The following is a 26,389-nucleotide window of genomic DNA, read 5'->3' as shown; positions in this document are numbered from 1 at the left end:
CTTGTGCTTTTAGGAAGTGGGGGGTTAAAAGTCCCTCGATCTTACTGCCAAGTGGGCAGGCTTTAGGTGAGTCAGAGTGGATCTTAAAAAGTTTTTCTTTATTATTTACTGCGTTAAAGATTTGAAGTAAATTTATATCTTTTGGCTCTTTTACAAGGCTCACTCCACCAACTCCGGCTGCGACATTTACAAGCCCTGCAGCCTTTAGAGTGCCAAGCAGGCGCCTAACTATGACAGGATTCGTGTTTATACTACCTGCTATAAATTCGCTCGTGATTTTCTCGTCTTTGAAAAAACAAGCCGCTAAAACTACATGGATCGTGGTTGAAAATTTAATGCCAACTTGCATGATCGTCCTTAATTTTTTGTGATTATACTTAAAATTTTCTGCCAAAAATAGTCAGCTAAATTTGACAAGCCAGCCTTTGCTAGCTTTCAAATTTATAAATTTACGCTCTCTCGCCAACTGCAGTGAAGCGCTTTTGGATAAATTTCTTATTTTTTAGCTCGTCGATGATCGCAAGTGCAAGGTCTGCGTAGCTTATGTAACTCTCATTTTTTGAGTTTAGTATGAGATCGTCCCCGCCAAGCACGTATTTGCCGGTGCGAGCGCCGTTTTCGTCGTAATCGCCTGCTGGACTTACGTATGTCCAAAGTACATTTGCGCTACCTTTTAGCTCAAAATAAGACTCTGCCGTAGCCTTTGCCACGCCCATATATGCTGCTGGGAATTCTGGGGTGTCCATGAGCATAGTGCCTTTGCTATCAACAAATAACGTACCAGCGCCGCCAACTACGATGAGCCTTGTGCTAGTGCCTTCTAGTAAATTTACTAGGTGAGCGGCCACTTTTTTATGAAGCGGGAAAGTCTCTTCGCTCCATGCTGCAAATGCGCTGATAACCGCGTCAAAGCCTGCTAGATCGGCCTTTGCTAGCTCAAAAATATCTTTATAAACAACCTTTACGCTTTCGTTTTTATACTTGTTTCTAACGATCGCTGTGACGTCATGTCCTTGTTTTAGCGCCTCATTTAATAAATTTGCACCGCTTTTGCCGTTTGCACCGATGATTGCTATTTTTGTTTTTTTCCTTTAAATTTATCTTTAAATTTACAGCCAGCTTGGCTTTACGTCATCAACTATCACGCCGTCGCTCATTGTGTATTGCTCTAGGCTACCTCGTTTTGTTTGGATACAGATCATTTTGATGCCGTTTTTGCCAGCTCTAAAGCACCTCTTGCCCTCTGGATCTATGCGCACCGCGTCGCCTTTGCCTACTTTTATCACTTTGCCGTCGATGAAAAGCTCGCCGTCACCTTCTAGGATGATGTAAAGCTCCTCGTTTTGCTTGTGTGCATGGACAAATGGCACGCTCACGTTTGCTGGAAGCTTGTTTATAGATACCTCACAGCCAGTTAAATTTAAAGCCTCTTTTAGCTCAACTCTTGGCTCGTTTGTGATCTTTGCAACCTGATAATTTTTCATTTTATTCTCCTTGTTTTTTGTGTTGTAATCTTTTTATTTACAACCGATGAGCGAAGTATAATAATTTTTTGTTGTAATGTCAAGAGTTACAACAAAAATTTTTCAAAATTTATAAATTTGAGCTAAAATTCGCAAAATTTTTAGGAGTAAGTTTGCAAAATAACGCCTTTAAAACGCTAAAGAGCATAGCGACCGAGCACAATAAAAAGCTTATATTGACCTTCGCTTTGGTGCTAGCCGAGAACGGACTTTTTCTAGCATACCCGATATTTGCGGGCTTTGCGATCAATGCAATCATGCAAGGCAACACGTCAAACGCCATCGTTTATGCACTTTTTGTGCTCATAGTGTGGCTTGTAGGAGCCGTTAGACGCCGCGTGGATACGCAAGTCTTTGCAGGCATCTACGCAAAGCTTGCTGTAAACGTCATCATGAATGAAAAACAAAACACCAAAGACGACTCCGCTATCATCGCTAGAGTGGCACTTTCACGTGAGTTTGTAAATTTCTTTGAGACGCACTTTCCGATGTTTTTTACATCGGTTATTTCGATCATCGGCTCAGCGTTTATGCTCATCTTTGTCGAGCCGAAGGTCGCTGTGGCGTGCTTTGCCGTGATGATCTTTTTTCTTATATTTTTGCCAAGATATGTTAAGAAAAATGACGATCTTTATCTTCGCTTAAATGACCGCTTAGAAAAAGAGGCGAAAGTTATAGGTGCTTTTAACAAAAGCACGCTAAATAGGCACTACGACGTTGTTTCTAAATTTCGCATAGCGATCTCAAACAGGGAGGCGATGAGCTATTTTATCATCGGCATTAGCGCTTCGCTGCTCTTTTTGGTAGCGATAATAGTGTTAAGCTCGCAGCAAACAAATGCCGGCCACATATACTCCGTGATGACTTACATTTGGAATTTTGTCATCAGCCTTGACGACTCACCAAAACTCATCGAGGAATTTTCAAATTTAAAAGATATCGGCAAGAGGATCGACGCCCAAAAAAAGGACAATAATGCACAACAAGAGCGTTCTTAGAAATTCGTTTTTACTTATTTTTGCGTTTATGGTGGTCGAGGCTATCTTTGGCTTCTTCTCAAACTCGCTTGCGCTCATCGGCGATGCATTTCACATGCTCTCAGACGCAGCCGCACTATTTTTGTCGCTCATGGCGTTTAAAATTTCAGAAAAAAGGGCAAATTTAAAAAAGACTTTTGGCTATAAAAGAGTTGAGATCATCGCTGCTTTTGTGAATGCCTCGGCTCTTATTGCTCTAGGTATTTTTGTGATAATTGAAGCGGTTGTGAGATTTTTTAGCGAGCCGCAGATTGAAGCCAAAACAATGCTTGCTATTAGCATTTTGGGACTTATTATAAATTTGATCGTAGCTATTTATATGCATAAAAGTAGCGATATAAAAGAGAATTTAAATATAAAAGGAGCTTATCTTCATGTCCTTGGTGATACGCTTGGTTCCGTTGGAGCAATCATTGCGGCACTAGTCATAATGAAATTTGGCCTTACGCAAGCTGATAGTATAGCAAGTATATTTGTTTCGATACTTATCATAAAAAGTGGCTTTGGCTTACTAAAAGATAGCTTTAATATCCTTATCGAAGCCGTGCCAGTCGATCTTAATACGGATGAAATTTTAGCTATCATAAAAGGCGTGGATGGCGTTAGACAGGTGCATGATCTACATATATGGGCGATAAATGCCGGCACAAATGCGCTCATAGCCCACGTAGTGGTGGATGATACGCTAAGCGTAGCTGAAATTTCAAAGATGATAAAGCGCATCGAGCACGAGCTTTCTCACGTTGGCATCGGCCATGTTACGCTTCAGTTTGAGGGTAGCGGCCACGGGCATAAAGATGATCTTATCTGTGAGCTAAAGGGCAAAGAAGAGCACGAACACTTTGGTCACAAGCATTAACATCGCTTTTCTTATGCAAATTTTAAATCAATTTTAGGCAAAATAAAAGCCAAAAATTTAACAAAAAAGTAAAAGAGTAAATGAAAAATATTAGAAATTTTAGCATCATCGCTCACATAGACCACGGCAAAAGCACGCTTGCAGATCGTCTCATTCAGGAGTGTGGTGCCGTAAGCGACCGTGAGATGAGCAGTCAGATCATGGATACAATGGATATCGAAAAAGAGCGCGGTATCACGATAAAAGCCCAATCTGTTCGCCTAAACTACGCACTAAATGGGCAAAATTTTGTTCTAAATTTGATAGACACTCCGGGCCACGTCGATTTTAGCTACGAGGTGAGCCGCTCTTTGGCTAGTTGTGAGGGTGCTCTGCTAGTAGTGGACGCTAGCCAGGGAGTGGAGGCACAAACCATCGCAAACGTCTATATCGCGCTAGAAAACAACTTAGAGATCATTCCAGTCATCAACAAGATCGACCTACCTGCGGCTGATCCTGCTAGAGTAAAAGACGAGATCGAGCACATCATCGGACTTGACTGCTCTGGAGCGATCGAGGTTAGCGCAAAAACAGGTGTTGGCATAAAAGAGCTGCTTGAAGCGATCATCACAAGAATTCCAGCACCAAATGGTGATGCAAATAAGCCAACAAAGGCGCTAATTTATGATAGTTGGTTTGACAACTACCTTGGTGCGCTTGCTCTTGTACGTGTATACGACGGCACTATCTCAAAAAATGATGAAATTTTAGTCATGGGAACAGGCAAAAAGCACATCGTGCTCGATCTCATGTATCCAAATCCTATCGCTCCTATAAAGACAAAGAGTCTTTCTGCTGGCGAAGTAGGCATCGTTGTACTCGGACTTAAAAATGTTAGTGACGTCCAGGTGGGCGATACGATTACGCAGGCTAGAAATCCCTTAAAAGAGCCAGTTGGTGGCTTTGAGAGGGCTAAGCCATTTGTATTTGCGGGACTTTATCCTATTGAAACTGATAAATTTGAAGATCTGCGTGATGCGCTGGATAAGCTAAAGCTAAATGATAGCTCTATAAGCTACGAGCCAGAGACCTCGGTCGCACTTGGATTTGGCTTTAGGGTTGGCTTTTTAGGTCTTCTTCATATGGAGGTCGTCAAAGAGAGGCTGGAGCGTGAATTTGACCTTGATCTCATCGCCACAGCGCCGACTGTGACTTATGAAGTCATCCAAACTGATGGGCTAAATTTAAAAATCCAAAACCCAAGCCAACTACCACCAGTCAATAAAATAGACTCGATCCTTGAGCCATACGTGAAGGCTACTATCATCACGCCAAGCGAGTTTTTGGGCAACATCATCACGCTTTTAAACAATCGCCGTGGCATACAAACAAAGATGGACTACATCACGACTGACCGCGTGCTGCTAGAGTATGACATACCGATGAACGAGATCGTGATGGACTTTTACGACAAGCTAAAATCAAGCACAAAAGGCTACGCAAGCTTTGATTATGAGCCTAGCGACTACCGCGTGGGCGATCTAGTGAAACTTGATGTTAAAGTGGCTGGTGAAACGGTCGATGCACTCTCTATCATCGTGCCTGAGAGCAAGGCGCAGACAAAGGGCAGGGACTTTGTAAAGGCAATGAAAGAGATCGTGCCTCGTCAGCTCTTTGAAGTAGCGATACAAGCGAGCATCGGCAATAAAATAATCGCTCGCGAAACCGTGAAATCAATGGGTAAAAACGTCACAGCCAAGTGCTATGGCGGCGATATCACTCGTAAGAGAAAGTTGCTTGAAAAGCAAAAAGAGGGAAAGAAGCGTATGAAAGCTATTGGAAAGGTGAATTTGCCGCAGGAGGCGTTTTTATCCGTCTTAAAAATAGACTAATGCGTTGTCTCGCTTTGCCATACTTCGTTGTGTTTAAAATTTACTCTGTCATTACCTATCATGGTAACTCCCGTCGTAAATTTTACCCACGCCTCGTCTGACTTTGCGATACTGCTGCAGTAAGGATCTTATTTTGGCAAATAGGTTTTTGATTAAAATTTAAGTGCTAAATTTACAAAAAAGGAAGCATATGCCATTTGTGAAAATTTGTGTAACAAAAGAGGGTGATAGCCCAAGTGTGGAGCAAAAAGAGAAGATGATAAGCGGAGTTACAAAGCTAATAAGCGAAATTTTAGGTAGAAGCGCTCAAAATACCGTTGTCATTATCGATGAGATCGATACGAATAACTACGGCATCGCAGGCGAGAGTGTGAAAAATCTCCGCAAAAAACAAAAAGAGCAAAAGGAAGTAAAATGTTAAGAGCGACATTATTAGCAGTTTTTGCAGCTATCTTTCTAACTGGCTGTGTGGCAAAAGCCAGCCTTTGCCTCTCATGTGAGGGAATAGATGGCGTGCAAAGTGCGAGCATAAACAGCGAAGATAAGATGTATTTTGAAGAGGTTATGAGGATACCGGCTGATTGCAGTGCTTGTAAAGGCAGGGGCGATGGTCTTTTTATAAATGGTGTTAAATACAAAAGTGATGTAGCAATAAACTGCTGCTTGGAAAAAAATATGATCGATACTAATGTTGGATTAAAAAAGGTTTATTTCCACAGGATCGTCGATGCTAGAAGTAGCGCTAGATCGATATATTACACAGGTGTTGAAGGAAATACTGCAGTTTTTAACTCAAATCCACGCCTTGAAGTGCTTTTTTACATGTTTTTACAGCGTGAGTTAAATTCTCGTGGAATCGTTGTTGTCGATACTCAAACATCACCTTACACATATAGACTTGATTTTAGATTTGACGAACTTAGAGGAAGCTATTCGGGAAGTTCAGAAATTTTAAATGGACATCTAAATGGGCTTCTTATTCTTTCAAATATAAATTTCAAAAAAACGTTACCTATCTCGACTAGGCACCATGTGGAGAAGCTAGAGGCTTCAGAGTCTGGTCAGTTTGACTTTTTTATCGCACTTTTAGTTAAACAAGCTGCGATAAAAGTAGCCGATGAGATCACTAAACTTTAAAAGGAAAAACGATGAATAAATTTAAATTTTTAGCTATTTTTGGACTTTTTGTTTTATTTTTAACTGGTTGTGCACCAAGTCAAAGTGTTGTCGCATTTGATCCATATAAGGCTGCTTCAAGCCAGCAAAATAGCGGCTTTGAGGCCTATATAAGTGCAGTGCATGACAACCGCAAAAACAAAAGTACTATTGCTACGATCACTGATAGCAAAGGCACAGTAAAAGAATATGTCGTGCTTCAAAACGATCTTGCTACTTATTTTAGTGATTCGCTCAAAAAAGAGCTTATGGCGCGCGGTGCAAATGTAAATGGCATGGGTGGAGTCGTGGTTGAAATTTTTATCAACGAGTTTGAAGCAAATATGAGCGGATACGGCACCGATAATACAAAAGGTAATATTAAGATCACGCTTAAGATCCAAAAAGGCGATCAAAGTATCGTTAAAAATATTTCAAATAATCAAACCAAATTTGAGTTAATTCCCACAGGTGGAGCATTTAAATCATTTTTAACTGAGATCATAAATGACGCCATCAAACGCACAGCAATTGCTATTTTAAATAGCTAATGTTTTGTGCGTTTTGCAAGAGCTTTACACTAAATACGTTTTGTAAAATTTGCTCACAAATTTTAAGCGAGCCAAGCCCGATAGTAAGAGAACTAGAGGGCTTTAAAATTTATAGCTTTTACGGCTACTCTGAAATAAAAGAACTCATCCACTCTAAGCACCAAATGCACGGATATTTTATATATAAAAACTTAGCCAAATTTGCATTTAAGAAATTTGTCAAAAGTTTTAGCTTTCCGGAGCAAGTCTATGCTTTGCCGATAGATGATAGAGTGCATCATGGCTACTCGCACACGGCTATTTTGGCAAATGCACTAAGGGCTAAAAATCTAAAGCCCATATTTCACGCACTGCATGCAACCAGCAAGACCAGTTATAGTGGTAGGGATTTACAATTTAGACAAAATAACCCTAGAAATTTTAAAATTCCAAAAAAGATCACAGCACCAGTTATCTTGGTAGATGATATCATAACCACTGGCACTACGATACTTGAGGCTAGAAATACTCTCGAAAAAGCTGACGTAAAAGTACTTTTTGCTTTGGTTTTGGCCGATGCTAAATATTAAATTTTAATTTTTTCTCAAGTCTCTTTGGGTAGAAATTTACATAGCTCCAGCAGTAATCTATTTCGTTAGCAGTAGGAGCTCGCAAAAGCGATAAATTTATAGATAAAGCATAGTGCCAAGGCGGATCATATTTGAGCCGCATTTTATCGCTAGCTCGAAGTCACTACTCATACCCATCGAGCAGATAGCTGCACCTTTTGGCTTTAGGCTATTAAAAATTTTATAAGTTAGCTCAAAGCTCTCTTGAATCTCTTTTGGCTCATCCACATGCGCTCCAATACTCATCACACCTTTTAGATTTATATTTTTGCACTCGCTTTGGATACGCTCATAAATTTCTGCCGCATTTGCTACGCTTACACCTTGTTTTGTATCCTCATCGGCTGAGTTTATCTGAAGTAGGGTATCTAGCTTGTAACTAAGTCTTTTATCGACTTCTATAGCTCTTTCAAAGCTATCGCAGCTTTGCCATAGTGCGGGCTTTAGACTTATCATTTGATTTATTTTGTTATTTTGCAAGCGGCCGATCATATGCCATTTTATATCAGTAAAATTTTGCAGTTCTAGCTCTTTTTTGGCTAGCTCTTGGACTCTGTTTTCGCCAAAATTTCTTTGCCCTTGCGCGTAAAGCTCTTTTACTTCAGCACTTGTGACATTTTTGCTAACAGCGATTAGTGTCACGTCTTTGCTTAAATTTTCGATCTTTTCTAATAGCTCTTTTAAAACTATCATTATAAACCTCCGCTTAATCTCATAATGTCGTTAAAGGTCGCAAGTACCATTATGCCAAGTAGTAGCGCCCAACCGCAGTAGGTGAGCGTCGTGAGCACTCGCTCATTTACCTCGCGTCTAAAAATTAGCTCATATAAGTTAAAAAGTATGTGGCCACCATCAAGTGCAGGGATGGGGAATAAATTTAGGACACCTAAATTTACTGAGATTAAAGCGACGATCGTCAAAAGCATGCCAAGACTTATTTTTGCGGCTTTTGAAGTGACATCAGCGATCTGTACGATGCCACCGACCTCTTTTAGCGGCACAGCTCCACTTACTAGTTTGGTAAAGCTTTTAAAGATTAGTTTTGATGCCTCGATCGTCTCACTAAGGGCAAAATTTATGCCTGCAAGACCAGTGTGGTAAATTTTTATCACTTCTCCATTTGGAGAAATTCCGATCAGTGGGCGTTGCACCTTTTCATTAAATAGATTTATCGTCTCGCCTATCTTTGGTGTTAAATTTATAGTCATTTGCGAGCTGTTACGATCTACCAAAATGGCAATTGGCTCTAATTTTACATTTTTACTGATCTCATCCCACTCGTTTATCTTTACGCCATTTATTGCTAAAATTTTATCATTTTTAGCTAGTCCAGCGCTTGCAGCTGCTGAGTCTTCAGCTATGTGGCCTACACTTGGCGCAAGTCTTTCAACTCCGATAGATCCAAGCAAAATGTATATAAAAAACGCTAAGATAAAGTTAAAAAATGGCCCTGCAAAGAGGATGTAAATTCGCTTTATAGGACTTAACACGTTATAGCTGTCCGTATCGTAATTTTTGGCCTTTGGGTCGGTGTCGTCTTGTCCTTTTAGCTGTACATATCCACCAAGTGGGATCGCGCTTAGGCAGTAGTCGGTGCCACCAATGTTTTTGGTATAAATTTTCTCACCAAAGCCGATACTAAAGGTATTTACCTTTACTCCAAGCGTTCTTGCTACCAAAAAGTGGCCAAGCTCGTGAAAAAATATGAGAAAACTAACGGCTAAAACAGTCACTAAAAAATAAAACGAATATGCATAAAGCCCAAGACAAAGTAGGGCTAACGTGAAGAGAATACCTTTCAAAACTTACCTTTTTTTGAAAAATTGATGAGATTTTAGCCAAAATTTATAAATTTACTCTCAAACGACGTTTGGCTAAAAATTTCTTTTAGCTAGGAGAAATTTTTAACTTAATTTTACTTATTTTGAAAATGAAGTTTTTATTATTTATATAAATTTTTTCAAGTAAAAACTTTGGGTCTTACGAACGAAAGAAATTTTAGCTCTTTTTCATCGCCTTTACATAGGCAAAGATATACTCAAATCCAGAATAAAGCGTAAGAGCAACAGCAATCCAGAGCAAAAGCTCGCCACCAGGCCAGCTCATCAGTAAAAATCCAACCGCAAACATCTGTGAGACGGTTTTTACTTTGCCAGCCATCGAAGCTGCGACCTCTACACCGTCACTTGCCATAACGACACGAAAGCCGGTTATGAAAAATTCTCTTATCAAGATAAGATAGACAGCCCAAGCACTAGCTCTACCAAGCATCATAAGGCCTAAAAATGCAGCAAGAATTAGCATCTTGTCTGCCAGTGGATCAAGGATCGCCCCAAGCTTAGTTTTTTGATCCCAGCTTCTTGCGATGTAGCCGTCAAAAAAGTCAGTTACCGAGGCGATCACAAAAATAAGAGCTGCGAAGTAGTTTATCCAGCTCATGTGAATTTGCGTAAAAATTCCTGGCGCATTTACGAGCATAAAAAACATAAGTGGAGCCAGAAGTATCCTAAAAAACGCTAAAGAATTTGGTAAATTTAAACTCACAAATATGCCTTTATGTTTAGAAATTTCACTCTCATTTGAAAGTCGTGCCGCCGTCGATCACAAATGTATGCCCAGTCACCCAGCTAGCCTTAGACGAGCATAAAAATAGACACGCTCCGGCTAGGTCTGTCGGCTGTCCCATGCGGTTTAGTGGGCTAAGCTTTGCCGTCATATCGCGCACCTCTTCGTAGTTTGTAAAGGCTCTTAGTGCATCTGTTTCGATAGGGCCGCCACTTACGACGTTTACACGGATATTTTTCTCGCCAAGCTCGGTTGCAGCGTATCTTGCCATCGCCTCAACGGCTGCTTTTGCTGTGCCGTGACCTGCGTAGTTTTCGATATATACTAAATTTCCAGTCGATGATAGGCTGATGATGCTACCACCACCCACTTTTTCCATGCGTTTTGCAGCTTCTTGTGTGCCTACGACAAAGGCATTTACTGTTGCTGTAAAGATATTATTTATGCCTCTTGGTTTTAGCTTCATAAATTTAGTGTATCCACCAGCTACTGCGCGACCTGAGATGATAGCATTTGAGATGAAAAAATCAACCCTGTCAAAGTCCTCTTCTATCTTTAAAAATAGCTCCTTATAAGTCTCTGGCTCAAGGATATTTAGCGCATAGGCTCTGGCTTTTATCTTGTAAGTAGCCTCAAGCTCTCTTGCTTGCTCATTTGCAAGTTCTTCGTTTGAGTTATAGGTAAATGCTATGTTTACGCCAGCTTTTGCAAATTCTTCAACTATGGCTCTACCGATACCTCTAGTGCCGCCACTGATAACTAGCGTTTTACCTTTAAATTCGTTTAGTGTGTCCTTCATTAAAATCCCTTTATTTCATAATTTTTTATTACTTCTTCGATTTTCTTAAAATTCTCTTTACTTGGTTTGCAAAGTGGCAAGCGATACTCTAAAGAGTCGATGAGCCCGGCTAGATACATCGCTGCTTTGATCGGTATCGGATTGCTTTCGCAAAAGAGTGTTTTATTTATCGTGTATAGATTGTCGTTTATTAGTTTTGCTTTTTTGTACTCTTCGTTCATTGCAAGGTGCGTTAGCTGAGAAATTTGATCTGGTAAGAGGTTTGCAGTGACTGAGATGACGCCCTTGCCGCCGTTTGAGAGAATAGGGTAGTTGATCGCATCTTCGCCGCTGATGACTACTAAATTTGGTTCGTGAGCCAGTAGATCGACACATCTATCAATGCTTCCAGTAGCTTCTTTGATACCATAGATATTTTTGCACTCTTTAAAAAGTCTAAAAACGGTCGCTGGCAAGATATCCACGCCAACTCTACCTGGAACATTATAAAGAAGGACAGGAATTTCAATGCTATTTGCAATGGCTTTATAATGCTCATAAAGTCCTTCTTGCGTTGGTTTGTTGTAATAAGGCGCAACTGAAAGGATGCCATCAGCACCATGAGCCTGGGCAAATTTAGCGATATCAATAGCTTCGTGAGTGGCGTTGCTACCAGCACCAGCTAGTACTTTTACATTTGTGCCTTTACATGCATCTACGGCTATTTCGATACAAATTCTATGCTCATCATGCGTCAGTGTTGCACTCTCGCCAGTGGTTCCAACTGGCACAACAACATCTATGCCGTGTTTTATCTGTCTTTTTATTAGTTTTTCAAAACTAACTTCATCTACTTTTTGATTTTTAAATGGCGTAATGAGTGCGGTCATCGCACCTTGAAGCGAATTTTCCACGTTTATTCCTTTTTTAATATTATTGTTGTGCTGGTTTTTTCATTAAAATATCTATTTGCTATCTCTTTTAAAAGCTTGGCATCTATCTTATCGATATTTTTTTCAAGCTCGTAAAGTGGCTTTATGTCACCTCTAGCAAGGTACGAGCCATATAAATTTGCAACCTTGCTTGCACTCTCAAATGAGTAAATAAAATCAGTTTTTATCAAATTTTTAACTCTTAAAACATCATCTTTGTCGATTGGTTTATTTTTTAAATCATCTATGATCTTTAAAATTTCAGCCTCAACCACGTTTGCTTCGACATCTGGGTTGCAAACTGCTAAAAATATAAATAAATTTTCATCAACGCAGCTCATATTATAAGCATAAATTTGATTTACGAGCATTAGCTCATCGATTAGACGTTGCTGTAAAATAGAGCTTTTGCCAGTGGCTAGATATTCACTGATCGCATTTAGACCTACTTGATCGGCGTGTTTAAAATTTGGGATTTTGTAAGCAATCGCTAGCATTTGTGTTTGGCTATCTTTGTAGATGATAGCTCTTCTTGCGCCGTCTTGTTCAGGTTCTTTACAGTGAGATTTTGGGATGGCTCTTTTGTTTTTTATACCGCTAAAATTTTTCTTAGCTAGTTTAAATGCCTCATCCTTGCCGATGTCGCCACTTATCATCAAAATCGCATTTTTGGGCTGATAATACGTAGCGTGAAATTCTTTTATGTCGGAGATATTCCAGTTTTCGATATCTTTTATAAAGCCTATCGGTGTCCAGTGATATGGATGATAGATAAATGCGTGGTTGTAGAGCCTAAAGTAGAGGTATCCCATAGGGTTGTTGTCTGTTCGCCACCTGCGCTCCTCGTGCACCACCTCGCGCTCTGGCTGAAATTCTTTGTCTTTTAGGCTTAAATTTTTCATAAGCTCGGCAAAAAGCCCAAGCGTTTTGTCTAAATTTTCATTTGAGGCTTTTATGAAGTAGTGAGTATAGTCAAAGCCTGTACTTGCGTTATTTACGCCGCCAAACCCCTTTACGATCTCGTCAAATTCACCAGCACGTAAATTTTTGGTTGACTTGAAATTTAGATGCTCTAGCATGTGAGCGATACCGCTTTTGCCCATCACTTCGTTTCTTGATCCAACTTTATAAAAGACATCGACGCTTATCACTTTTGAGCCCGGATTTACTGGTACGTGATAAATTTCTAGTCCGTTTTCTAGTTTTGCTTTATTAAATTTTATCAATCTTTTGCCTTTTATTTTTTAACATCTATGCCGACCGCTTCGCTAATAGAGGCAAAGCCATCCCTTTTTAAAAGCTCTAAAATTTCTAAATTTATATCTCTTGCGATCATTGGCCCTTTAAAGATAAAGCTTGTAAAAATTTGCACTAAATTTGCACCCATTTTTATGCGCTCATATGCCTCTGCACCGCTATCTATGCCACCGCATGCTATAAGTGTCGTCTTGCCGTAAAGCTCGTCTGCAACGGCTTTAAATATCTCTTTTGACTTTTGAGCGATCACCTTGCCACTTAGTCCACCAAAATCCTTTAAATTTGACGAGTGAGAGAGCAAGTAATCAACGCTTGTGTTTGAGATAAGCACGCCACTAGCGCCGTTTTCTACTGCGCAGCTACAAAGCTTGATCGCATCTTCGTGGCTCATATCAGGAGCGATTTTAAAGATGATCGGCCTTTTAGTAAGTGGCAAAATGATACTAAAAAGCTCTTTTATAAAGCTCTCATCTTGCAATGCTCTTAAATTTGGCGTGTTTGGCGATGAGACGTTTATGACAAAGGTGTCGCAAATTTCACTAAATTCTCTTACTAAAATTTCATAGTCTTTTATCGCATCTTCGTTTGGTGTGACCTTGTTTTTACCGATGTTTGCCCAGATAGGTAAAGTATAAGGATAAAGTTTTTTGACTCTATTTTTAATAGCTTCACAGCCTTCGTTGTTAAAGCCCATCGCGTTTTGGATGCTCTCTTCGTCTACGAGCCTAAAAAGTCTTGGTTTGTCGTTGCCAGGTTGAGGTTTTGGAGTAAATGTGCCAAATTCTAAATACCCAAAGCCAAGAGCTGTGAGCGCTTCAAACATTGTGGCATTTTTATCAAAGCCCCCAGCTATGCCAACTGGATTGTGATAAGTGCTTGAGAATAAATTTTGTTTTAGCGCATTGTCATTGACCACGCACTTATTTGCTACAAAGCTTAATGATCCTGGAAAAATTTTATTTGCTCCGATCATTGCAAGTTCCGCGATTTTATGGGCTGTTTCAGGATCAAATTTAAAAAATATAGATTTTAAAGTTTCGTAGTTTAAGCTCATTTTAACCTCTTTAAAATGCCTAAAATTTTGTGCAAATCTTAGCAAAAATCGCCTTAAACTAAGGCTTTGTCTTTAAGTTTTGCATAAATTTCATTTCTCTTGCTAAGCTCTTCATCGCTTCCAATATCAACGACCTTTCCACCACTTAAAACCGCGATCTTATCGGCACTTTCAACCGTGCTTAGGCGGTGAGCTATGACAAAGATGATCTTTTTGGTTCTTAGGTTGTTTATAGCCTTCGTGATCTCTTTTTCACTCTCGTTATCAAGTGCTGAAGTGGCCTCGTCAAAGATAAGAATTTGTGGGTTTTGATAAAGCGCTCTAGCTATGGCGATGCGCTGTCTTTGACCGCCTGAAAGGTTTGTGCCAAATTCGTTTAAGATAGTGTTTATGCCGTTATCTAGTTTGTTTACAAACTCATAAGCATTTGCCATTTTTAGTGCATTTATCACGGCTTCTTCGTTAAATTCTCTGCCGTAAGCCACGTTTTTAGCGATTGTATCGTTAAAGATATAGACACGCTGCGTTACAAGTCCGATGTTTTGGCGAAGTGAGTGGATTTTGATATCTTTTAAATTTGTATTATTTATTAAAATTTCTCCGCTATTTACGTCGTAAAATCTCATGAGCAGATTCATGAGCGAGGTTTTCCCGCCACCACTTGAGCCAACAAGGGCTATAAATTCTGACTTGTGAGCCTCTAAATTTATACCTTTTAAAACCTCTTTGTCACCGTAGTTTAGACAGACATCATTAAATTTAATCAAATTTATCTCTTCACTTAACTCTTTTTCGCCATCTTTTATCTGGCTTACTTTATCCATCAAGAAAAAGGTTCTCTCGCTCGCAGCGATCGCATCTTGCATTTTATTGTATATATTTACGATACGTTTTAGCGGGGTGTAGAGCATAAAAAGTGCGGTTAAAAATGAAAAGAAAGCACCCATATTTATATTTCCGTCGATAACGTCCTTGCCTCCTACGATAATAACGGCTGCAACACCAATAGAGCCTATCGTCTCCATAAGCGGACTTACTAGTTGTTCAATTTTTACGGTTTTAAGATTTAACTTGAAAAATTTGTTATTTTCTTCAACAAAACGTGAGTGCTCGTATTTTTGGGCGTTATTTGCTTTAATTATCTCGATATTTGTAAAAATTTCACTCAAGGCTGAAGTGATATCAGATGTCTTTTCTTGTGATTTTTTTGAAATTTTTTTCATCTTTTTAGCAAGGCGCGAGATTGGATAAATCGCTAATGGCATAACAATAATTGCAAAAAATGCTAATTTAGGGCTTTGATATATAACTACACAAAGCAGACCCATGATAGTTACAAGCTCTCTAATAAGCTCAGGTATGAAACTTGAAACAATAGATCTTATGCGCTCTATGTCGTTCGTGGTTCTACTTATTAACTCGCCTGTTCTAAAATCATTAAAAAATTTCATGTCCAAATTTAGTAAATTTTCGACCATCTTTTCACGAAATCTTCTAATCGTATCTTGGCCGATATATGCCGTAAAATAAGCCTGCATAAAAGTTCCAACATTTTTTAACAGATAAATAGCGATGATCGCACATGGTAACAAATAAAGCAGTGTTTCGTTTTTTTCAACGAAAATTTTATTAAGTACTGGCTCCACCAAATACGCGCTGACCGCTGTTCCGCCACTTGCAAGCCCCATGCCGATGAAGGCTAGGATGAAGTGTGGAATGTAGTCTTTAAAATATGGACCAAAGCGCTTTAGCACATCTTTTAAGCCAAAGTTATTCATTGTTTTTCTCCCAAACTACGCCATTTGGTGTATCCATGATAGAGATATTCATCTTTTCTAGCTCGTCTCTTATCTCATCAGCTCTTGTAAAATTTCTCTCTTTTTTAGCTACCGCGCGCTCATCAAGAAGTCTTTTTATCTGCTCTTTTTGCTCGTTACTTACACCAAATTGAAAATACTCCACATAGTTTGTGCTAGCAATGCCCAAAATTTCACTTATAAGCTCCAAATTTGCCACTACTTCGGCCTTGTAGGCTTTATCTTTTGGGCTATTATCAAGCCTTTCGTTTGCTGTTTTTACAAACTCATCAATACTTGCAAGTGCTTTTGAAGCGTTTAGATCATCACTTAGTGCCTCAAGTAGCTCATTTTTAAAGCTCTCGTTTATAGCGCCAGCTTGCACGCCATCAACCCTTTTTTTAAGGCGGTAAATTTTATCTAGCCTCTTTTTTGAAGCCACTAAGTCTTCATCTGAATAATTAAAATGCGCCCTGTAATGGCTCGTAAGCAAGTAATATCTAAGTACTTCACCATGAACGTTTTTTAGGGCGTCCTTTACGAAAAAGCTGTTATTTAGGCTCTTGCTCATCTTTTCGTTATTTACTTTTATAAAGCCGTTGTGCATCCAGTATTTGCTCAAATTCTTGTGATAAGCACATCTGCACTGGCTTGCTTCGTTTTCGTGGTGCGGAAAGAGTAGGTCGATGCCACCAGCGTGGATGTCGATCTCAAATTCCTCATTTTCTTTATCGCTTAGAAATTCTCTTATCATAGCCACACATTCGGTGTGCCAGCCAGGACGACCCTTACCAAATGGGCTTTCATACCATTTCTCGTCAAATTTCCAAAGAACAAAGTCTTTTTCATCTCTTTTTTCACCAAAACTTGCCACGCGTGCGACAAGATCGGTGTTATTGTCCTTGCCGCTGATGCTAAAATAGCCACTATCCTTGCTTGTGTCAAAGTAAATTCCATCACTTGTCTTATAAGCAGCTCCTTTTTGCATAAGCAGCTCGATGTAGCTAATGATCACCTCCAGACACTGCGTTGCCTTTGGTTTAAAGTCTGGATCAAGCACGTTTAAAGCGTTCATGTCGCTTTCGTAATGTGCTATATATTTGTTTGTGATATCCTCTAGGCTTTGGCTAGTTTGGGCCATTTTGTTTAAAATTTTATCGTCAATATCAGTATAGTTTCTTGCAAATTTGACCTTGTAGCCAAGCGCTTTTAAGACCCTTCTTAAAAGATCAAAGCTAACGGCCGACTTTGCATGCCCTAAATGTGCATCGTCATATACCGTTGGGCCACACAAATAGATGCTAACCTCGCCATCTTTGATCGGGCTAAACTCAACCTTTTCTCTTTTAGAAGTATCAAAAATTCGCATTAAATATATCCTTTAAAAATGTTAAACCAAAATAGAGCAAAACCGCTAAAACAGCGATGGCGGCTATAAATTTAGGCTCAATTATAGCTAAAAATCGCTTAGCCCCAAAGGCTCTTATATATAAAACAAGCTGTAAAAACCCTCCAAGCGAGCTTGCAAATGCAAGGCCGGCAGCTCCAAATTTTTGCATTAAAATGACTGCAAGGATCAAATTTATCACAAGACAGATGATGGAAATTTTGGCCGCCTCTTTTTGCTTCATGTTTGCGTAAAGCCAAAGTGAGAAAATTTTAGCCAGTCCAAATGGCGTAAGTCCCACTAAATAGGCACTTAGTACCTTGGCGCACTCAAGCGTGTTTGTCCTTGTGAAATTTCCCCTTTCAAACAAGAGCCAGATGATAAACTCACTCATCACTACGCCTATGATCGTGGCTGCTAGCAGGGCACAAAGAAGTAGGTAAAAGCTCTTTTTCGTCCAAACTAGGGCGTTTACCTCGTCTTTTTGTTTTAAAAGCCTAGTGATCTTTGGAAAGAGCGCCTGAGAGAGCGCGATCGCAAAGATGGCTAGCGGAAGCTGAAAAATTCTATTTGCATAAAAGAGATAGCTTATCGAGCCACTTACTAAAAAGCTCGCTAGCCAAGTGTCCATAAATGCGCTTATCTGCATCGCACTTGAGCCAAGTAAGCCGTGATAAAAATTTATAAAAAAACCTTTGCTACTAGCTTTTTTGCCTTTAAAATATCCGCTTAGACCGCCCCAGAAAATTTTATTTAAGGCGTTAAATTTCATTGCCAGTAGATGAACAAAGACTTGCAAAACGCCACCAGCAACGACGCCAAAGCTAAGATAAAGCGCAACTACGCTCTCGCTCTTGCCACGAGCCAAAAGTAGTGAAGCGATCATGGCTAAATTTAGTAGCGCAGTCGAAAACGCAGTCGTGGCAAAATGCCCTTTATACTGAAGCAGCGCACCCATGAAAGTGACGATATAAACAAGAGCTAGATAGTAGAAATTTATGCGTACAAGTGGCACTGCGTCTGTGATATTTTGTTCACTCAAGCCGCTTGCGATGATCTTTATAAAGTAGGGCGTAAATAAATTTACAAGAAGCGTCAAAACGCCTATAAAAAGTAGAAATTTGATGAAAATTTCAGCTTGAAAGATCGCTTTTTTCTTGCTATTTGCAAAATTTGGCAAAAACGCCTGTGTAAAGGCACCCTCACCAAAGATGCGGCGAAATAAATTTGGTATCTTAAATGCTATAAAAAAGAGGTCACTAAATATGCCAGCCCCAAGGATAGAAGCCGTTAAAAGATCTCTTATAAGCCCTAAAATCCTTGAAGTCATGATGCCAACTGAGTTTGAGAAAAAACCTTTTATAAACATCGCTCGCCTAAATTAAATTTGAAAACGCAATAGTAACAAAAGATGCTTTAAAGCTTACATAACCCAAATTTAATAAAATTTTAGCGATAATAAGAGCCAAATTTTATGTGAAATGGATCAATTTTGAGCGAGAACGTGCAAAAAAACGAGAGATTTTTACCGCCAACGCAAATTCAAACTTCAACGCCTTATATATCGCTTAAAGAGCTAAGCAAGCAACACAGCGTACCGGTAGAATTTATAGATTTTAAAATTTTAGATATTTTGACTTATTATAGAAATAAAGATAATGAAGAGCCAGTTTTTGTCCCTGAAGAAAATTTAAACTTTTTTGATGATAATGCATTTTATCTTGACGAGACACTAGAGATCGAGCAGATCTATGACGTGGAATTTTTTGATGTTAGGCTAAATGCTGTGCCAAAGCTTCCAAAGATAGAAATCGGTGTAAATTCAACAGTTACAAAAGTAGTCGCAAAGGTAAAAGCTACAAAAGATTGTGAATACGAACATCATTACGAAGATAAGCTTTTTGAATATATCGCCAAACAGCTTATGAAAGCTCAAATTTTAATAGGCATAAGGATCGGCAAACTAAAAGACGAGCTAAAACAAATCGCCTCAGTTGTGCATGTAAAGGGCGAACTTGATAAAGACTACATACTAAACATAACACAAGGTATAAATCCAAAAAAAGCTACCGATGCAAAGATACTTTACTACTACAAAGATAAACTTGATGCGATAAAAGAGGAAGATAAGGTTGATTACGCTGATAGAGGCTTTGTTTTTGGTGTAGCACAAGATGAAGTGATAATGGAAGAGAAAAAATCTCACGAAGGGCAAAATGGCCGTGATGCGAGAGGTAAATTATTAGCAGTAGAAAAGCCAAAAGAAGATACTGGTAAAGAGATAAGTATAAGCGAAAATATAGAGAGAGTAGAAAATGACGATAGCATAATATATATCGCTAAAAAATCAGGATATGTAGTTGAGAAAAATGGCTCATTTGATATTGAAGAGCGCATAGAGATAAATGAAGCAAATTTTAAAACAACTGGCTCTATTCAAGCAGGCACTGATACAAATGTGACTTTGGTGGTTAGGGAAACTGATACTATAAAAGACGCCATCGGCACTGGCATCATCGTGGAGGCTGACGAGATCGAGGTAAAAGGAAACGTCGGTGCAAATGCGATGGTTAAAGCAAATGAAGTAATAATCGGCGGTCAAACACACCAAAAGGCTAAAATTTATGCAAAGAATGCAAAAATTTCTATCCACATCGGTAAGGTTGAAGCTGAAAATGTCGAGATAAATAGGCTAGAAGGCGGAAATATCGTAGCAAAAAGGGTTAAGATAAATAGCGTCGTTGGTGGCTCTATAACTGCTCAAAATATCCAAATAAATACGCTTGGCTCAAACTGCACTATCACAGCTTCACACTTAATAGACGTAAGATATCTAAGAGGTACTGATAATAAATTTATAATCGATACTAGCAAAATGCCTGAAAGTGCTGAGGCTACGCAAGAGCAATTAAATAAGATCGAATATACAAAAGCAGAGCTTGCCTCACTTCTAAAAAATATTGAAACAAAGAAAAATGTCATAAATGAAAATAAAGACTCGATTTATACCATAAAAGCAAAGGTAGAAGAGCTCTCAAAAGCTAAAGTGATACCGCCAGTTACCTTCATGAAAAAGCTAAAAGAGTATCAAGGTTTAGTCAATGAATACAACACTTTGCTAAAAATTTTTAAGGATAAAAAAGAGTTGTTAGCTACTCTAAAAGATGAGCTTGAGATAATGCAAAATGGAATATTTTCTGCAAAAGTGATAAATAGAGGCAACTGGGTTGAACTAAATGAGATTAGATTTGTTATCGTTGATCCTCCACAAAATGTCACTTATATCTCAAAGCAAAATGAAACCGCGCATGCTATTACTTTGGAGAAGATCGGCGATGGCGATGAAGCTGAGTATAAGATCAAAAAGTCAAATAAATTAGAAGACTACACAGATACAAATTTCTAAGAATAAAAGGTTAAATGATGATAAAAGCGATCGAAGGTGTCGTCAGCAGAAAAGATCCCGCATTTGTGATACTTAAGACAAATAGCGGCGTAAGTTATGGGATTTTCATTTCGCTTTTTTGCTCAGCCAAGCTTAGCAAGGGCGAAAAAGTCGAGCTTGCCATAACACAGATCATAAGAGAGGACGCAAATTTACTTTACGGCTTTTTGGATGCAAATGAGCAAAAGATGTTTGAGATGCTTATTAAATTAAATGGCATCGGAGCTAGCACGGCTATGGCAGTTTGCTCAAGTCTTAGCTCACAGGCATTTACAAGTGCCATAATAAGCGGCGATGCAGATACCTTTAAAAGTGTGCCAGGTATCGGACCAAAGACTGCTAGACGCATCATAGCTGAGCTAAGTGACGCAAAGCTAATAAGTGACGAGAGTGTGCCAAGCTACCAAAATGAGGCACTTTTGGCACTTGAGGCGCTTGGCTTTAAACGTGAGAAGATAGTGAAAATTTTGCCTGAGTGCAAGAGTGAAAATACGAGTGATCTTATAAAAGAAGCATTAAAGAAATTAGGATAAGGATTAAAAAGATGAATTTAGGTGTGATATTTGGAGCAAAGAGCTATGAGCATGAGATAAGCATAGTTAGTGCGATAGTTTTAAAAAATGTCCTAAAGCAAGAGCTAAAATTTATATTTTGCGACGCAAATAGATATTTTTATCTTATCGAAGACAAAGATATGAGAGCAAATTTCTTTAGCTCTGGTAAATACAAAAATTCAAAAAAGCTCATTTTGTCTAAAGGCGGATTTTTCATACACTCTCTTTTTGGCGATAAAAAAGTAGAGTGCGATGTCATTATAAATTTGATCCATGGCATGGACGGCGAAGATGGCAAGATAGCAGCGCTTTTTGACTTTTACGGCATAAAATATATAGGTCCAAGGCTTGAAGTAAGTGCGCTTAGCTACAACAAAGAGCTTACTAAATTTCTAGCGCAAAAAGCTGGCGTAAAGGCGCTTGACTATGAGATGCTAACTCGTGAGAGCCAGCCAAAATTTCACTATCCTATTATCTTAAAGCCAGCAAGACTTGGAAGCAGTATAGGTGTAAACATAGTGCATGACGCCAGCGAGCTAGCTTATGCAAAAGATGTGGCATTTGAGTTTGATAAAGATGTGCTTGTCGAGCCTTTTATAAAGGGAGTAAAAGAGTACAACCTTGCAGGCTGTAAGATAGATGGAAAGATAAAATTTTCTATCATCGAAGAGCCAAAAAAGAAAGAATTTCTTGACTACGAGCAAAAATATCTTAGCTTTTCAAATGAAAACAAGGTAAAAGAGGCTGAAATTTCTGAGGAGCTAAAACAAAAGCTTAAATTTAACTTTTCAAAAATTTATGATTGTGGATTTGACGGAGCGATTATTAGATGCGACTTTTTCGTGATAGATGATGAGGTCTATCTAAATGAGATAAATCCAAATCCAGGAAGTCTTGCAAACTATCTATTTGAGGATTTTGAGAGCACTCTAAATGCTCTTGCAAACTCACTTCCAAGAGAGCGTAATATAAAGATCGATTATAGCTTTATAAACTCGATCACTTCAGTAAAAGGTCGCGGGAAAATTTAGACCATTTAGTAGATTATAAAGTAGTTTGTGATATTTTACATAAAATTTTACATAAAGAGCGACAATGGTAACTTTTACAAAAGACGAAATTTATACAGCAACTGAAGTGGTTAGAAATTTTAGTTCAGTACTCTCTCGTGTGGGAGCTAATGAATTAAAAAGAGCGGTCATTGTTAAAAATAATAAATTTGAAGCAGTGCTTTTAAATATGGAAGAGTATGAGCGCCTTTGCGAAGCAGTGAGTGTGCTTGAGAGCATTTATACTGCAAAAAAAAGAGAGAACGATGGCGAGTAGGGTGGTAAAGTACGGCTCAGACGAGTATGAGATCAGCTACGAAGTAGTAAATCCAAAATGTAAAAAAATAGTACTTTTCTTGCACGGCTGGGGCGCTAATAAAGAGATAATGAAAAAGGCTTTTGGCTCATATTTGAGCGAGCTGTGTCACGTTTATATCGATATGCCAGGCTTTGGTAAAAGCTCAATTAATGATCCTTTAAAAACAAGCGATTATGCAAAAATCGTTGAAAATTTCTGTGATGAGCTTGGCATAAATCCAGATATCATCGTAGGTCATAGCTTTGGTGGCAAGGTCGCAACGCTTCTAAAACCGCCACATCTTGTGCTTTTAAGCTCAGCTGGCATAGTTGTCAAAAAGCCATTTATCGTGCGCGCAAAGATCGCTATTTTTAAAATTTTTAAGCTTTTTGGGTTTGGAAAATTTTATAAATTCTTTGCCACAAAAGATGTGAGCGGTATGAGCAGAGTGATGTATGAGACCCTAAAAAACGTAGTTGATGAGGATTTTACGAAGCATTTTGCCGATTTTGGGGGCAGGGCTTTTATATTTTGGGGAGAAAATGATAAGGCAACGCCTATAACAAGCGGGGAGAGCATACATAAGCTCATAAAAAATAGTTCATTTTTTCCGCTTAGTGGCGATCACTTTTTCTTTTTGCTTCACGCTAAATTTATAAGCGAAGAGATAGAAAAAGGGATAAATTTTGAGCCAAATGAGGCTAAAAATGTTGTGATAGATGACGATGAGAGCGGGATCGAGGAGATAAGATGAATATATTTTTAAGCATAAGCACAGTTTTATTTATCTTTGCGCTCGCTTTTTATACGATCACTTGCTTTCAGTGGTTTTCATATAGGCCTGAGCGCGTGCTCTTTCACTTCACAAAGCCTGCTTGGCACGTCTTTTTCTTTATTGTGCCGTTGGTGCTTTTTTACACGACTGGTAAGTGGTTTTTCATCTATTTTTACTTTGCGCTTTTGCCAGCTCTTTATCTTTGGCACAAAAAACTTGATAAAAAGCTAGTCTTTACTGCCAGGATCAAGCACTTTTTTGCGATCCTTGCTTGCGCTATCATCTTAAACTACGCTTTAAATTTTATCATTCACAAGGCGTTTTTGGCTCCGATGCCGCTTTTTGTCTTGGTTGTGAGCCTATTTTTTAGTGAAATTTTAGAAAAGATTAAATTTCAAGGCTTTAAAAACAAGGCGCTTAAAAAACTGGGTGCAAATAAAGATCTAAAAATCATCTTGATCACAGCAAGCTACGGCAAAACGAGTATCAAAAATTTCTTATTTGAAATTTTAAAAGATAGCTTCGTCTGCTACAAGACGCCTCGCAGCGTAAATACAATGGCTGGCATCATCAAAGATATCAATGAAAATTTAAACGAGCAAACGCAAATTTACATCGCAGAAGCAGGCGCTAGGCTAAAGGGCGACATCCTAGAGATCACAAAATTTCTAAACCCGCAAATCGTCATCGTTGGCGAGATCGGCGCACAGCACATTGAGTATTTTAAAACGCTTGATAATATCCGCTCTACCAAGCTTGAAGCACTTCAAAGCGCTCGCTTGCAAATGGCATTTTTACATAGCTCGACAAAGAAAGAGTCAAGCCAAAATTTAGAAATTTACGATGAAAGTCTAAAAGATATAAATGCAAATTTAGATGGAATATCATTTATGCTTGATGACAAGAGTTACGCTTCGCCGCTGCTTGGCAAATTTAACGCTACAAATTTAGCTGTTTGCATCAAGGTGGCAAAATACCTAAAAATGAGCGATGAAGCGATAAATAGTGCGCTATCTAAGATGAAAAACGTCGAGCACCGACTAAGCAAGATCGAGGCTGGCGGCAAGCTGATAATTGACGATAGTTTTAATGGAAATTTTTCAGGTATGAGCGCAAGCTACGAGCTTGTAAGCACCTACGCTGGCAGAAAAGTGCTGCTAACACCTGGTATCGTAGAAAGTGATGCGGAGCAAAATGCAAATTTAGCCAAGGTGATAAATGAAATTTTCGACCTTGTCGTCATCACAAGCTCGCTAAATGCCGAAGTTTTGCTAAAACACATCATAAAGCCAAAGATCATCATCTTAAAGGATAAGAACAAAATGCAAGAAATTCTAGCTCAAAATACGCGTGTTGGCGATCTTATACTATTTTCAAACGACGCACCGAGCTTTATATGAAAAAAATAGTTTTTTTAATCCTAACTTTAAATTTGGCATTTGGCTTTGATATTGATGACTATGACAGAGGTATTGAGGCGCTAAATGCCGGAGATTACGTAGCTGCGTATGAAATTTTCTATGATGGCTGTGAGCAAAAAGATGTGCTTTCGTGCGAAGCTTTGGGCGATATGTTTGTAAATGAAGAGATAAGTGAGCAAATGGATAGTGATCTAAAAAAGCACTCAAATATCGAGCTTGGCGTGAGTTATTATATGAAAAGCTGTGACCTTGGCTACCAAAATGCTTGTGATGATGTGATGAGCTTAAGGGATGATTTAAACATAAGCCTTCCAGCTGGTGTTTATGAAAACGCCAAAGCAAGGTACGATGAGATAAGACAAGAAGACGAAAAAGAAGAAGCCTTAAGCGAGCAAAATGCAACTTTGCAAAAATAAATTCTCTAGTTTTAGACTAGATTTACTTTTAGCGTATGCTCTTTTAGGCTTGCTGGAATTTTGCCATTTTCAAGCTCGATCAGTTCGCTAACTCTTAAAACATAAAAATCCTGCAAACTTCTGTTTGCAAATTTTTCAAGCTTTTTTGAAAGCGTGTCAAACATATAAAACTCAGCCTCATTGCTAGCTAGTAAAAAATCAGCCCCACTATCAAACGCATTAAAAATGGTCTTACTTGCAAATGCAAATGCAAGCTTTTCGTTTACTTTTAAAAGTTCAAATCCACAAGGAATTTTGATATTTAGATTTATAAAATTTGCTCTAAATTTATCTAAATTTACAGGGATTTTATCGCTTACGGCTATTTTAAACTCTTTAAATTTATCCAAGTTTTTTATCTTTTCAAGCTCATTTTTTGAGGTTTCATCCTCTTTTATTCCTAAAATTTCTTTAAAAAACCTAATCGCTTCGGTATAAATTTCGCTTCCGCTAAAGATAAAATCATCAATCTTGCAAGCTATCAAAATACCATTTGCATTGTTGATAAGCCTCATGATCTCATCATTTTTTTCTTTTTTATAAAGATGATGAGCCAGTGTGATAGCAGCTGCACCTATAAAATTTGGCTCGTATTTTCTCACAAAATCAGCATAAAAATATGGCTTTAAACTTGCATAAAATTCTTTGTCTGCTTGATCGCAAAATTTATCAAATGGCTTAAATTTCTCCCAAAAGTCATCATCGTTTATCTCAAGATCTAAAACCGCTCTTTTTTCATCAAGCGGGGCGATACAAAGCTCGCTGCCAAATTTTTGAGCTAAATTTGCAAGTGGTTGGGCGGTGCTAACTACGACGTCATTTACCTTGACAAAGCCTTCAAAAGGGCTAAAGTAGGGGTCTATGCTCTTTACGTGGGCAAAAAGCTCGTTTAAGTTTGCAAAGTCTGAAATCTCTAAAAAATAGGGCTTAAAATATGCCAAAACATCTCTTTTTGCGTCAAATCTAAAAATCTCAACTCTTTGCATTTTCATCCTTTTTTTGGGCTTATTTTATCCTAA

28 protein-coding genes are annotated in these 26,389 nt (G+C 38.6%); 14 read left to right on the top strand and 14 right to left on the bottom strand.

Features of this window, described 5'->3' with window-relative positions:
• The 3 genes from CYP51_RS03005 to CYP51_RS02995 all read right to left on the bottom strand — a co-directional run.
• On the bottom strand, nt 1-349 hold a 349-nt coding region (locus CYP51_RS03005; protein ID WP_103624322.1), incomplete at its 3' end, for an Rrf2 family transcriptional regulator.
• A 100-nt stretch (nt 350-449) separates the two neighbouring features.
• Nucleotides 450-1,067 carry an NAD(P)-dependent oxidoreductase gene (locus CYP51_RS03000; protein WP_258032773.1) on the bottom strand — a complete coding sequence of 206 codons (618 nt, stop codon included), beginning with the start codon at nt 1,065-1,067 and terminating at the stop codon, nt 450-452.
• Nucleotides 1,068-1,109: 42 nt separating this feature from the next.
• Nucleotides 1,110-1,484, bottom strand: coding sequence for a cupin domain-containing protein (locus tag CYP51_RS02995; protein WP_103624320.1), 375 nt, complete (start codon nt 1,482-1,484; stop codon nt 1,110-1,112).
• Nucleotides 1,485-1,636: 152 nt separating this feature from the next.
• On the opposite strand from CYP51_RS02995, the gene CYP51_RS02990 reads away from it, so the two are divergent.
• The 7 genes from CYP51_RS02990 to CYP51_RS02960 all read left to right on the top strand — a co-directional run bounded on the left by CYP51_RS02990 (nt 1,637) and on the right by CYP51_RS02960 (nt 7,565).
• On the top strand, nt 1,637-2,521 hold the full coding sequence (locus tag CYP51_RS02990; RefSeq protein ID WP_103624319.1) for an ABC transporter six-transmembrane domain-containing protein: 885 nt from the start codon (nt 1,637-1,639) through the stop codon (nt 2,519-2,521).
• Nucleotides 2,499-3,419, top strand: coding sequence for a cation diffusion facilitator family transporter (locus CYP51_RS02985; RefSeq protein ID WP_103624318.1), 921 nt, complete (start codon nt 2,499-2,501; stop codon nt 3,417-3,419). Before CYP51_RS02990 ends, CYP51_RS02985 begins: the two co-directional genes overlap by 23 nt.
• A gap of 80 nt (nt 3,420-3,499) precedes the next feature.
• Entirely contained in the window at nt 3,500-5,290 is a 1,791-nt protein-coding gene (gene lepA, locus CYP51_RS02980; protein ID WP_103624317.1) for a translation elongation factor 4, read from the top strand.
• 190 nt (nt 5,291-5,480) lie between these two features.
• Nucleotides 5,481-5,711, top strand: coding sequence for a 2-hydroxymuconate tautomerase family protein (locus CYP51_RS02975; RefSeq protein WP_009294206.1), 231 nt, complete (start codon nt 5,481-5,483; stop codon nt 5,709-5,711).
• On the top strand, nt 5,705-6,427 hold the full coding sequence (locus CYP51_RS02970; protein WP_103624316.1) for a hypothetical protein: 723 nt from the start codon (nt 5,705-5,707) through the stop codon (nt 6,425-6,427). The genes CYP51_RS02975 and CYP51_RS02970 overlap by 7 nt, the downstream gene beginning before the upstream one ends.
• An 11-nt stretch (nt 6,428-6,438) precedes the next feature.
• Nucleotides 6,439-6,996, top strand: a complete 558-nt coding sequence (locus tag CYP51_RS02965; RefSeq protein ID WP_103624315.1) for a YajG family lipoprotein — start codon at nt 6,439-6,441, stop codon at nt 6,994-6,996.
• Nucleotides 6,996-7,565, top strand: coding sequence for a ComF family protein (locus tag CYP51_RS02960; RefSeq protein WP_103624314.1), 570 nt, complete (start codon nt 6,996-6,998; stop codon nt 7,563-7,565). Before CYP51_RS02965 ends, CYP51_RS02960 begins: the two co-directional genes overlap by 1 nt.
• Nucleotides 7,566-7,661: 96 nt before the next feature.
• On the opposite strand, the gene CYP51_RS02955 is transcribed toward CYP51_RS02960, so the two are convergent.
• The 10 genes from CYP51_RS02955 to murJ form a co-directional block, all read right to left on the bottom strand.
• A complete protein-coding gene (locus CYP51_RS02955) occupies nt 7,662-8,297 on the bottom strand; it encodes a YggS family pyridoxal phosphate-dependent enzyme (RefSeq protein ID WP_103624313.1) in 636 nt (211 codons plus the stop codon).
• Complete coding sequence (rseP, locus tag CYP51_RS02950) at nt 8,297-9,406, bottom strand: RIP metalloprotease RseP (protein WP_103624312.1); 1,110 nt, start codon at nt 9,404-9,406, stop codon at nt 8,297-8,299. The genes CYP51_RS02955 and rseP overlap by 1 nt, the downstream gene beginning before the upstream one ends.
• A gap of 196 nt (nt 9,407-9,602) precedes the next feature.
• Entirely contained in the window at nt 9,603-10,148 is a 546-nt protein-coding gene (gene pgsA / locus CYP51_RS02945; protein WP_103624311.1) for a CDP-diacylglycerol--glycerol-3-phosphate 3-phosphatidyltransferase, read from the bottom strand.
• 31 nt (nt 10,149-10,179) lie between these two features.
• Nucleotides 10,180-10,968, bottom strand: a complete 789-nt coding sequence (locus CYP51_RS02940) for an enoyl-ACP reductase (RefSeq protein WP_103624310.1) — start codon at nt 10,966-10,968, stop codon at nt 10,180-10,182.
• Nucleotides 10,968-11,837, bottom strand: coding sequence for a 4-hydroxy-tetrahydrodipicolinate synthase (gene dapA / locus CYP51_RS02935; RefSeq protein ID WP_219809027.1), 870 nt, complete (start codon nt 11,835-11,837; stop codon nt 10,968-10,970). The genes CYP51_RS02940 and dapA overlap by 1 nt, the downstream gene beginning before the upstream one ends.
• A gap of 26 nt (nt 11,838-11,863) precedes the next feature.
• Nucleotides 11,864-13,105, bottom strand: a complete 1,242-nt coding sequence (locus CYP51_RS02930) for a M16 family metallopeptidase (protein WP_103624308.1) — start codon at nt 13,103-13,105, stop codon at nt 11,864-11,866.
• Between the two features lie 11 nt (nt 13,106-13,116).
• Nucleotides 13,117-14,190: a quinone-dependent dihydroorotate dehydrogenase gene (locus CYP51_RS02925; protein ID WP_103624324.1), complete on the bottom strand. Its 1,074-nt coding sequence runs from the start codon at nt 14,188-14,190 to the stop codon at nt 13,117-13,119.
• A gap of 53 nt (nt 14,191-14,243) precedes the next feature.
• A complete protein-coding gene (locus tag CYP51_RS02920) occupies nt 14,244-15,968 on the bottom strand; it encodes an ABC transporter ATP-binding protein (RefSeq protein WP_103624307.1) in 1,725 nt (574 codons plus the stop codon).
• Complete coding sequence (gene cysS, locus CYP51_RS02915) at nt 15,961-17,355, bottom strand: cysteine--tRNA ligase (RefSeq protein ID WP_103624306.1); 1,395 nt, start codon at nt 17,353-17,355, stop codon at nt 15,961-15,963. The genes CYP51_RS02920 and cysS overlap by 8 nt, the downstream gene beginning before the upstream one ends.
• A complete protein-coding gene (gene murJ, locus CYP51_RS02910; RefSeq protein ID WP_103624305.1) occupies nt 17,342-18,742 on the bottom strand; it encodes a murein biosynthesis integral membrane protein MurJ in 1,401 nt (466 codons plus the stop codon). The genes cysS and murJ overlap by 14 nt, the downstream gene beginning before the upstream one ends.
• A 123-nt stretch (nt 18,743-18,865) precedes the next feature.
• On the opposite strand from murJ, the gene CYP51_RS02905 reads away from it, so the two are divergent.
• The 7 genes from CYP51_RS02905 to CYP51_RS02875 all read left to right on the top strand — a co-directional run bounded on the left by CYP51_RS02905 (nt 18,866) and on the right by CYP51_RS02875 (nt 25,331).
• The gene (locus tag CYP51_RS02905; RefSeq protein ID WP_103624304.1) at nt 18,866-20,779 is read left to right on the top strand and encodes a flagellar assembly protein A; all 1,914 of its coding nucleotides are present in this window, start codon (nt 18,866-18,868) and stop codon (nt 20,777-20,779) included.
• 17 nt (nt 20,780-20,796) lie between these two features.
• Nucleotides 20,797-21,351 carry a Holliday junction branch migration protein RuvA gene (gene ruvA, locus CYP51_RS02900; RefSeq protein ID WP_103624303.1) on the top strand — a complete coding sequence of 185 codons (555 nt, stop codon included), beginning with the start codon at nt 20,797-20,799 and terminating at the stop codon, nt 21,349-21,351.
• Between the two features lie 11 nt (nt 21,352-21,362).
• The gene (locus CYP51_RS02895; protein WP_103624302.1) at nt 21,363-22,403 is read left to right on the top strand and encodes a D-alanine--D-alanine ligase; all 1,041 of its coding nucleotides are present in this window, start codon (nt 21,363-21,365) and stop codon (nt 22,401-22,403) included.
• A gap of 64 nt (nt 22,404-22,467) precedes the next feature.
• Nucleotides 22,468-22,698 (top strand): type II toxin-antitoxin system Phd/YefM family antitoxin, encoded by a 231-nt coding sequence (locus CYP51_RS02890; RefSeq protein WP_021091404.1) that lies wholly within the window; start codon nt 22,468-22,470, stop codon nt 22,696-22,698.
• Entirely contained in the window at nt 22,688-23,473 is a 786-nt protein-coding gene (locus CYP51_RS02885; RefSeq protein ID WP_103624301.1) for an alpha/beta fold hydrolase, read from the top strand. The genes CYP51_RS02890 and CYP51_RS02885 overlap by 11 nt, the downstream gene beginning before the upstream one ends.
• On the top strand, nt 23,470-24,894 hold the full coding sequence (locus CYP51_RS02880) for a Mur ligase family protein (protein WP_103624300.1): 1,425 nt from the start codon (nt 23,470-23,472) through the stop codon (nt 24,892-24,894). The genes CYP51_RS02885 and CYP51_RS02880 overlap by 4 nt, the downstream gene beginning before the upstream one ends.
• Nucleotides 24,891-25,331 (top strand): hypothetical protein, encoded by a 441-nt coding sequence (locus CYP51_RS02875; RefSeq protein WP_087580158.1) that lies wholly within the window; start codon nt 24,891-24,893, stop codon nt 25,329-25,331. Before CYP51_RS02880 ends, CYP51_RS02875 begins: the two co-directional genes overlap by 4 nt.
• 11 nt (nt 25,332-25,342) lie before the next feature.
• Here the strand turns inward: CYP51_RS02875 and CYP51_RS02870 are convergent, their stop codons facing one another.
• The gene (locus tag CYP51_RS02870; protein ID WP_103624299.1) at nt 25,343-26,356 is read right to left on the bottom strand and encodes an HdrB C-terminal domain-containing protein; all 1,014 of its coding nucleotides are present in this window, start codon (nt 26,354-26,356) and stop codon (nt 25,343-25,345) included.
• Nucleotides 26,357-26,389 lie beyond the last annotated feature (33 nt).

This window comes from Campylobacter concisus (assembly GCF_002912895.1).
GTDB lineage: Bacteria > Campylobacterota > Campylobacteria > Campylobacterales > Campylobacteraceae > Campylobacter_A > Campylobacter_A concisus_G.
Note: the sequence above shows the minus strand (reverse complement) of the source record. Positions and strands in the feature narration are given on the sequence as shown.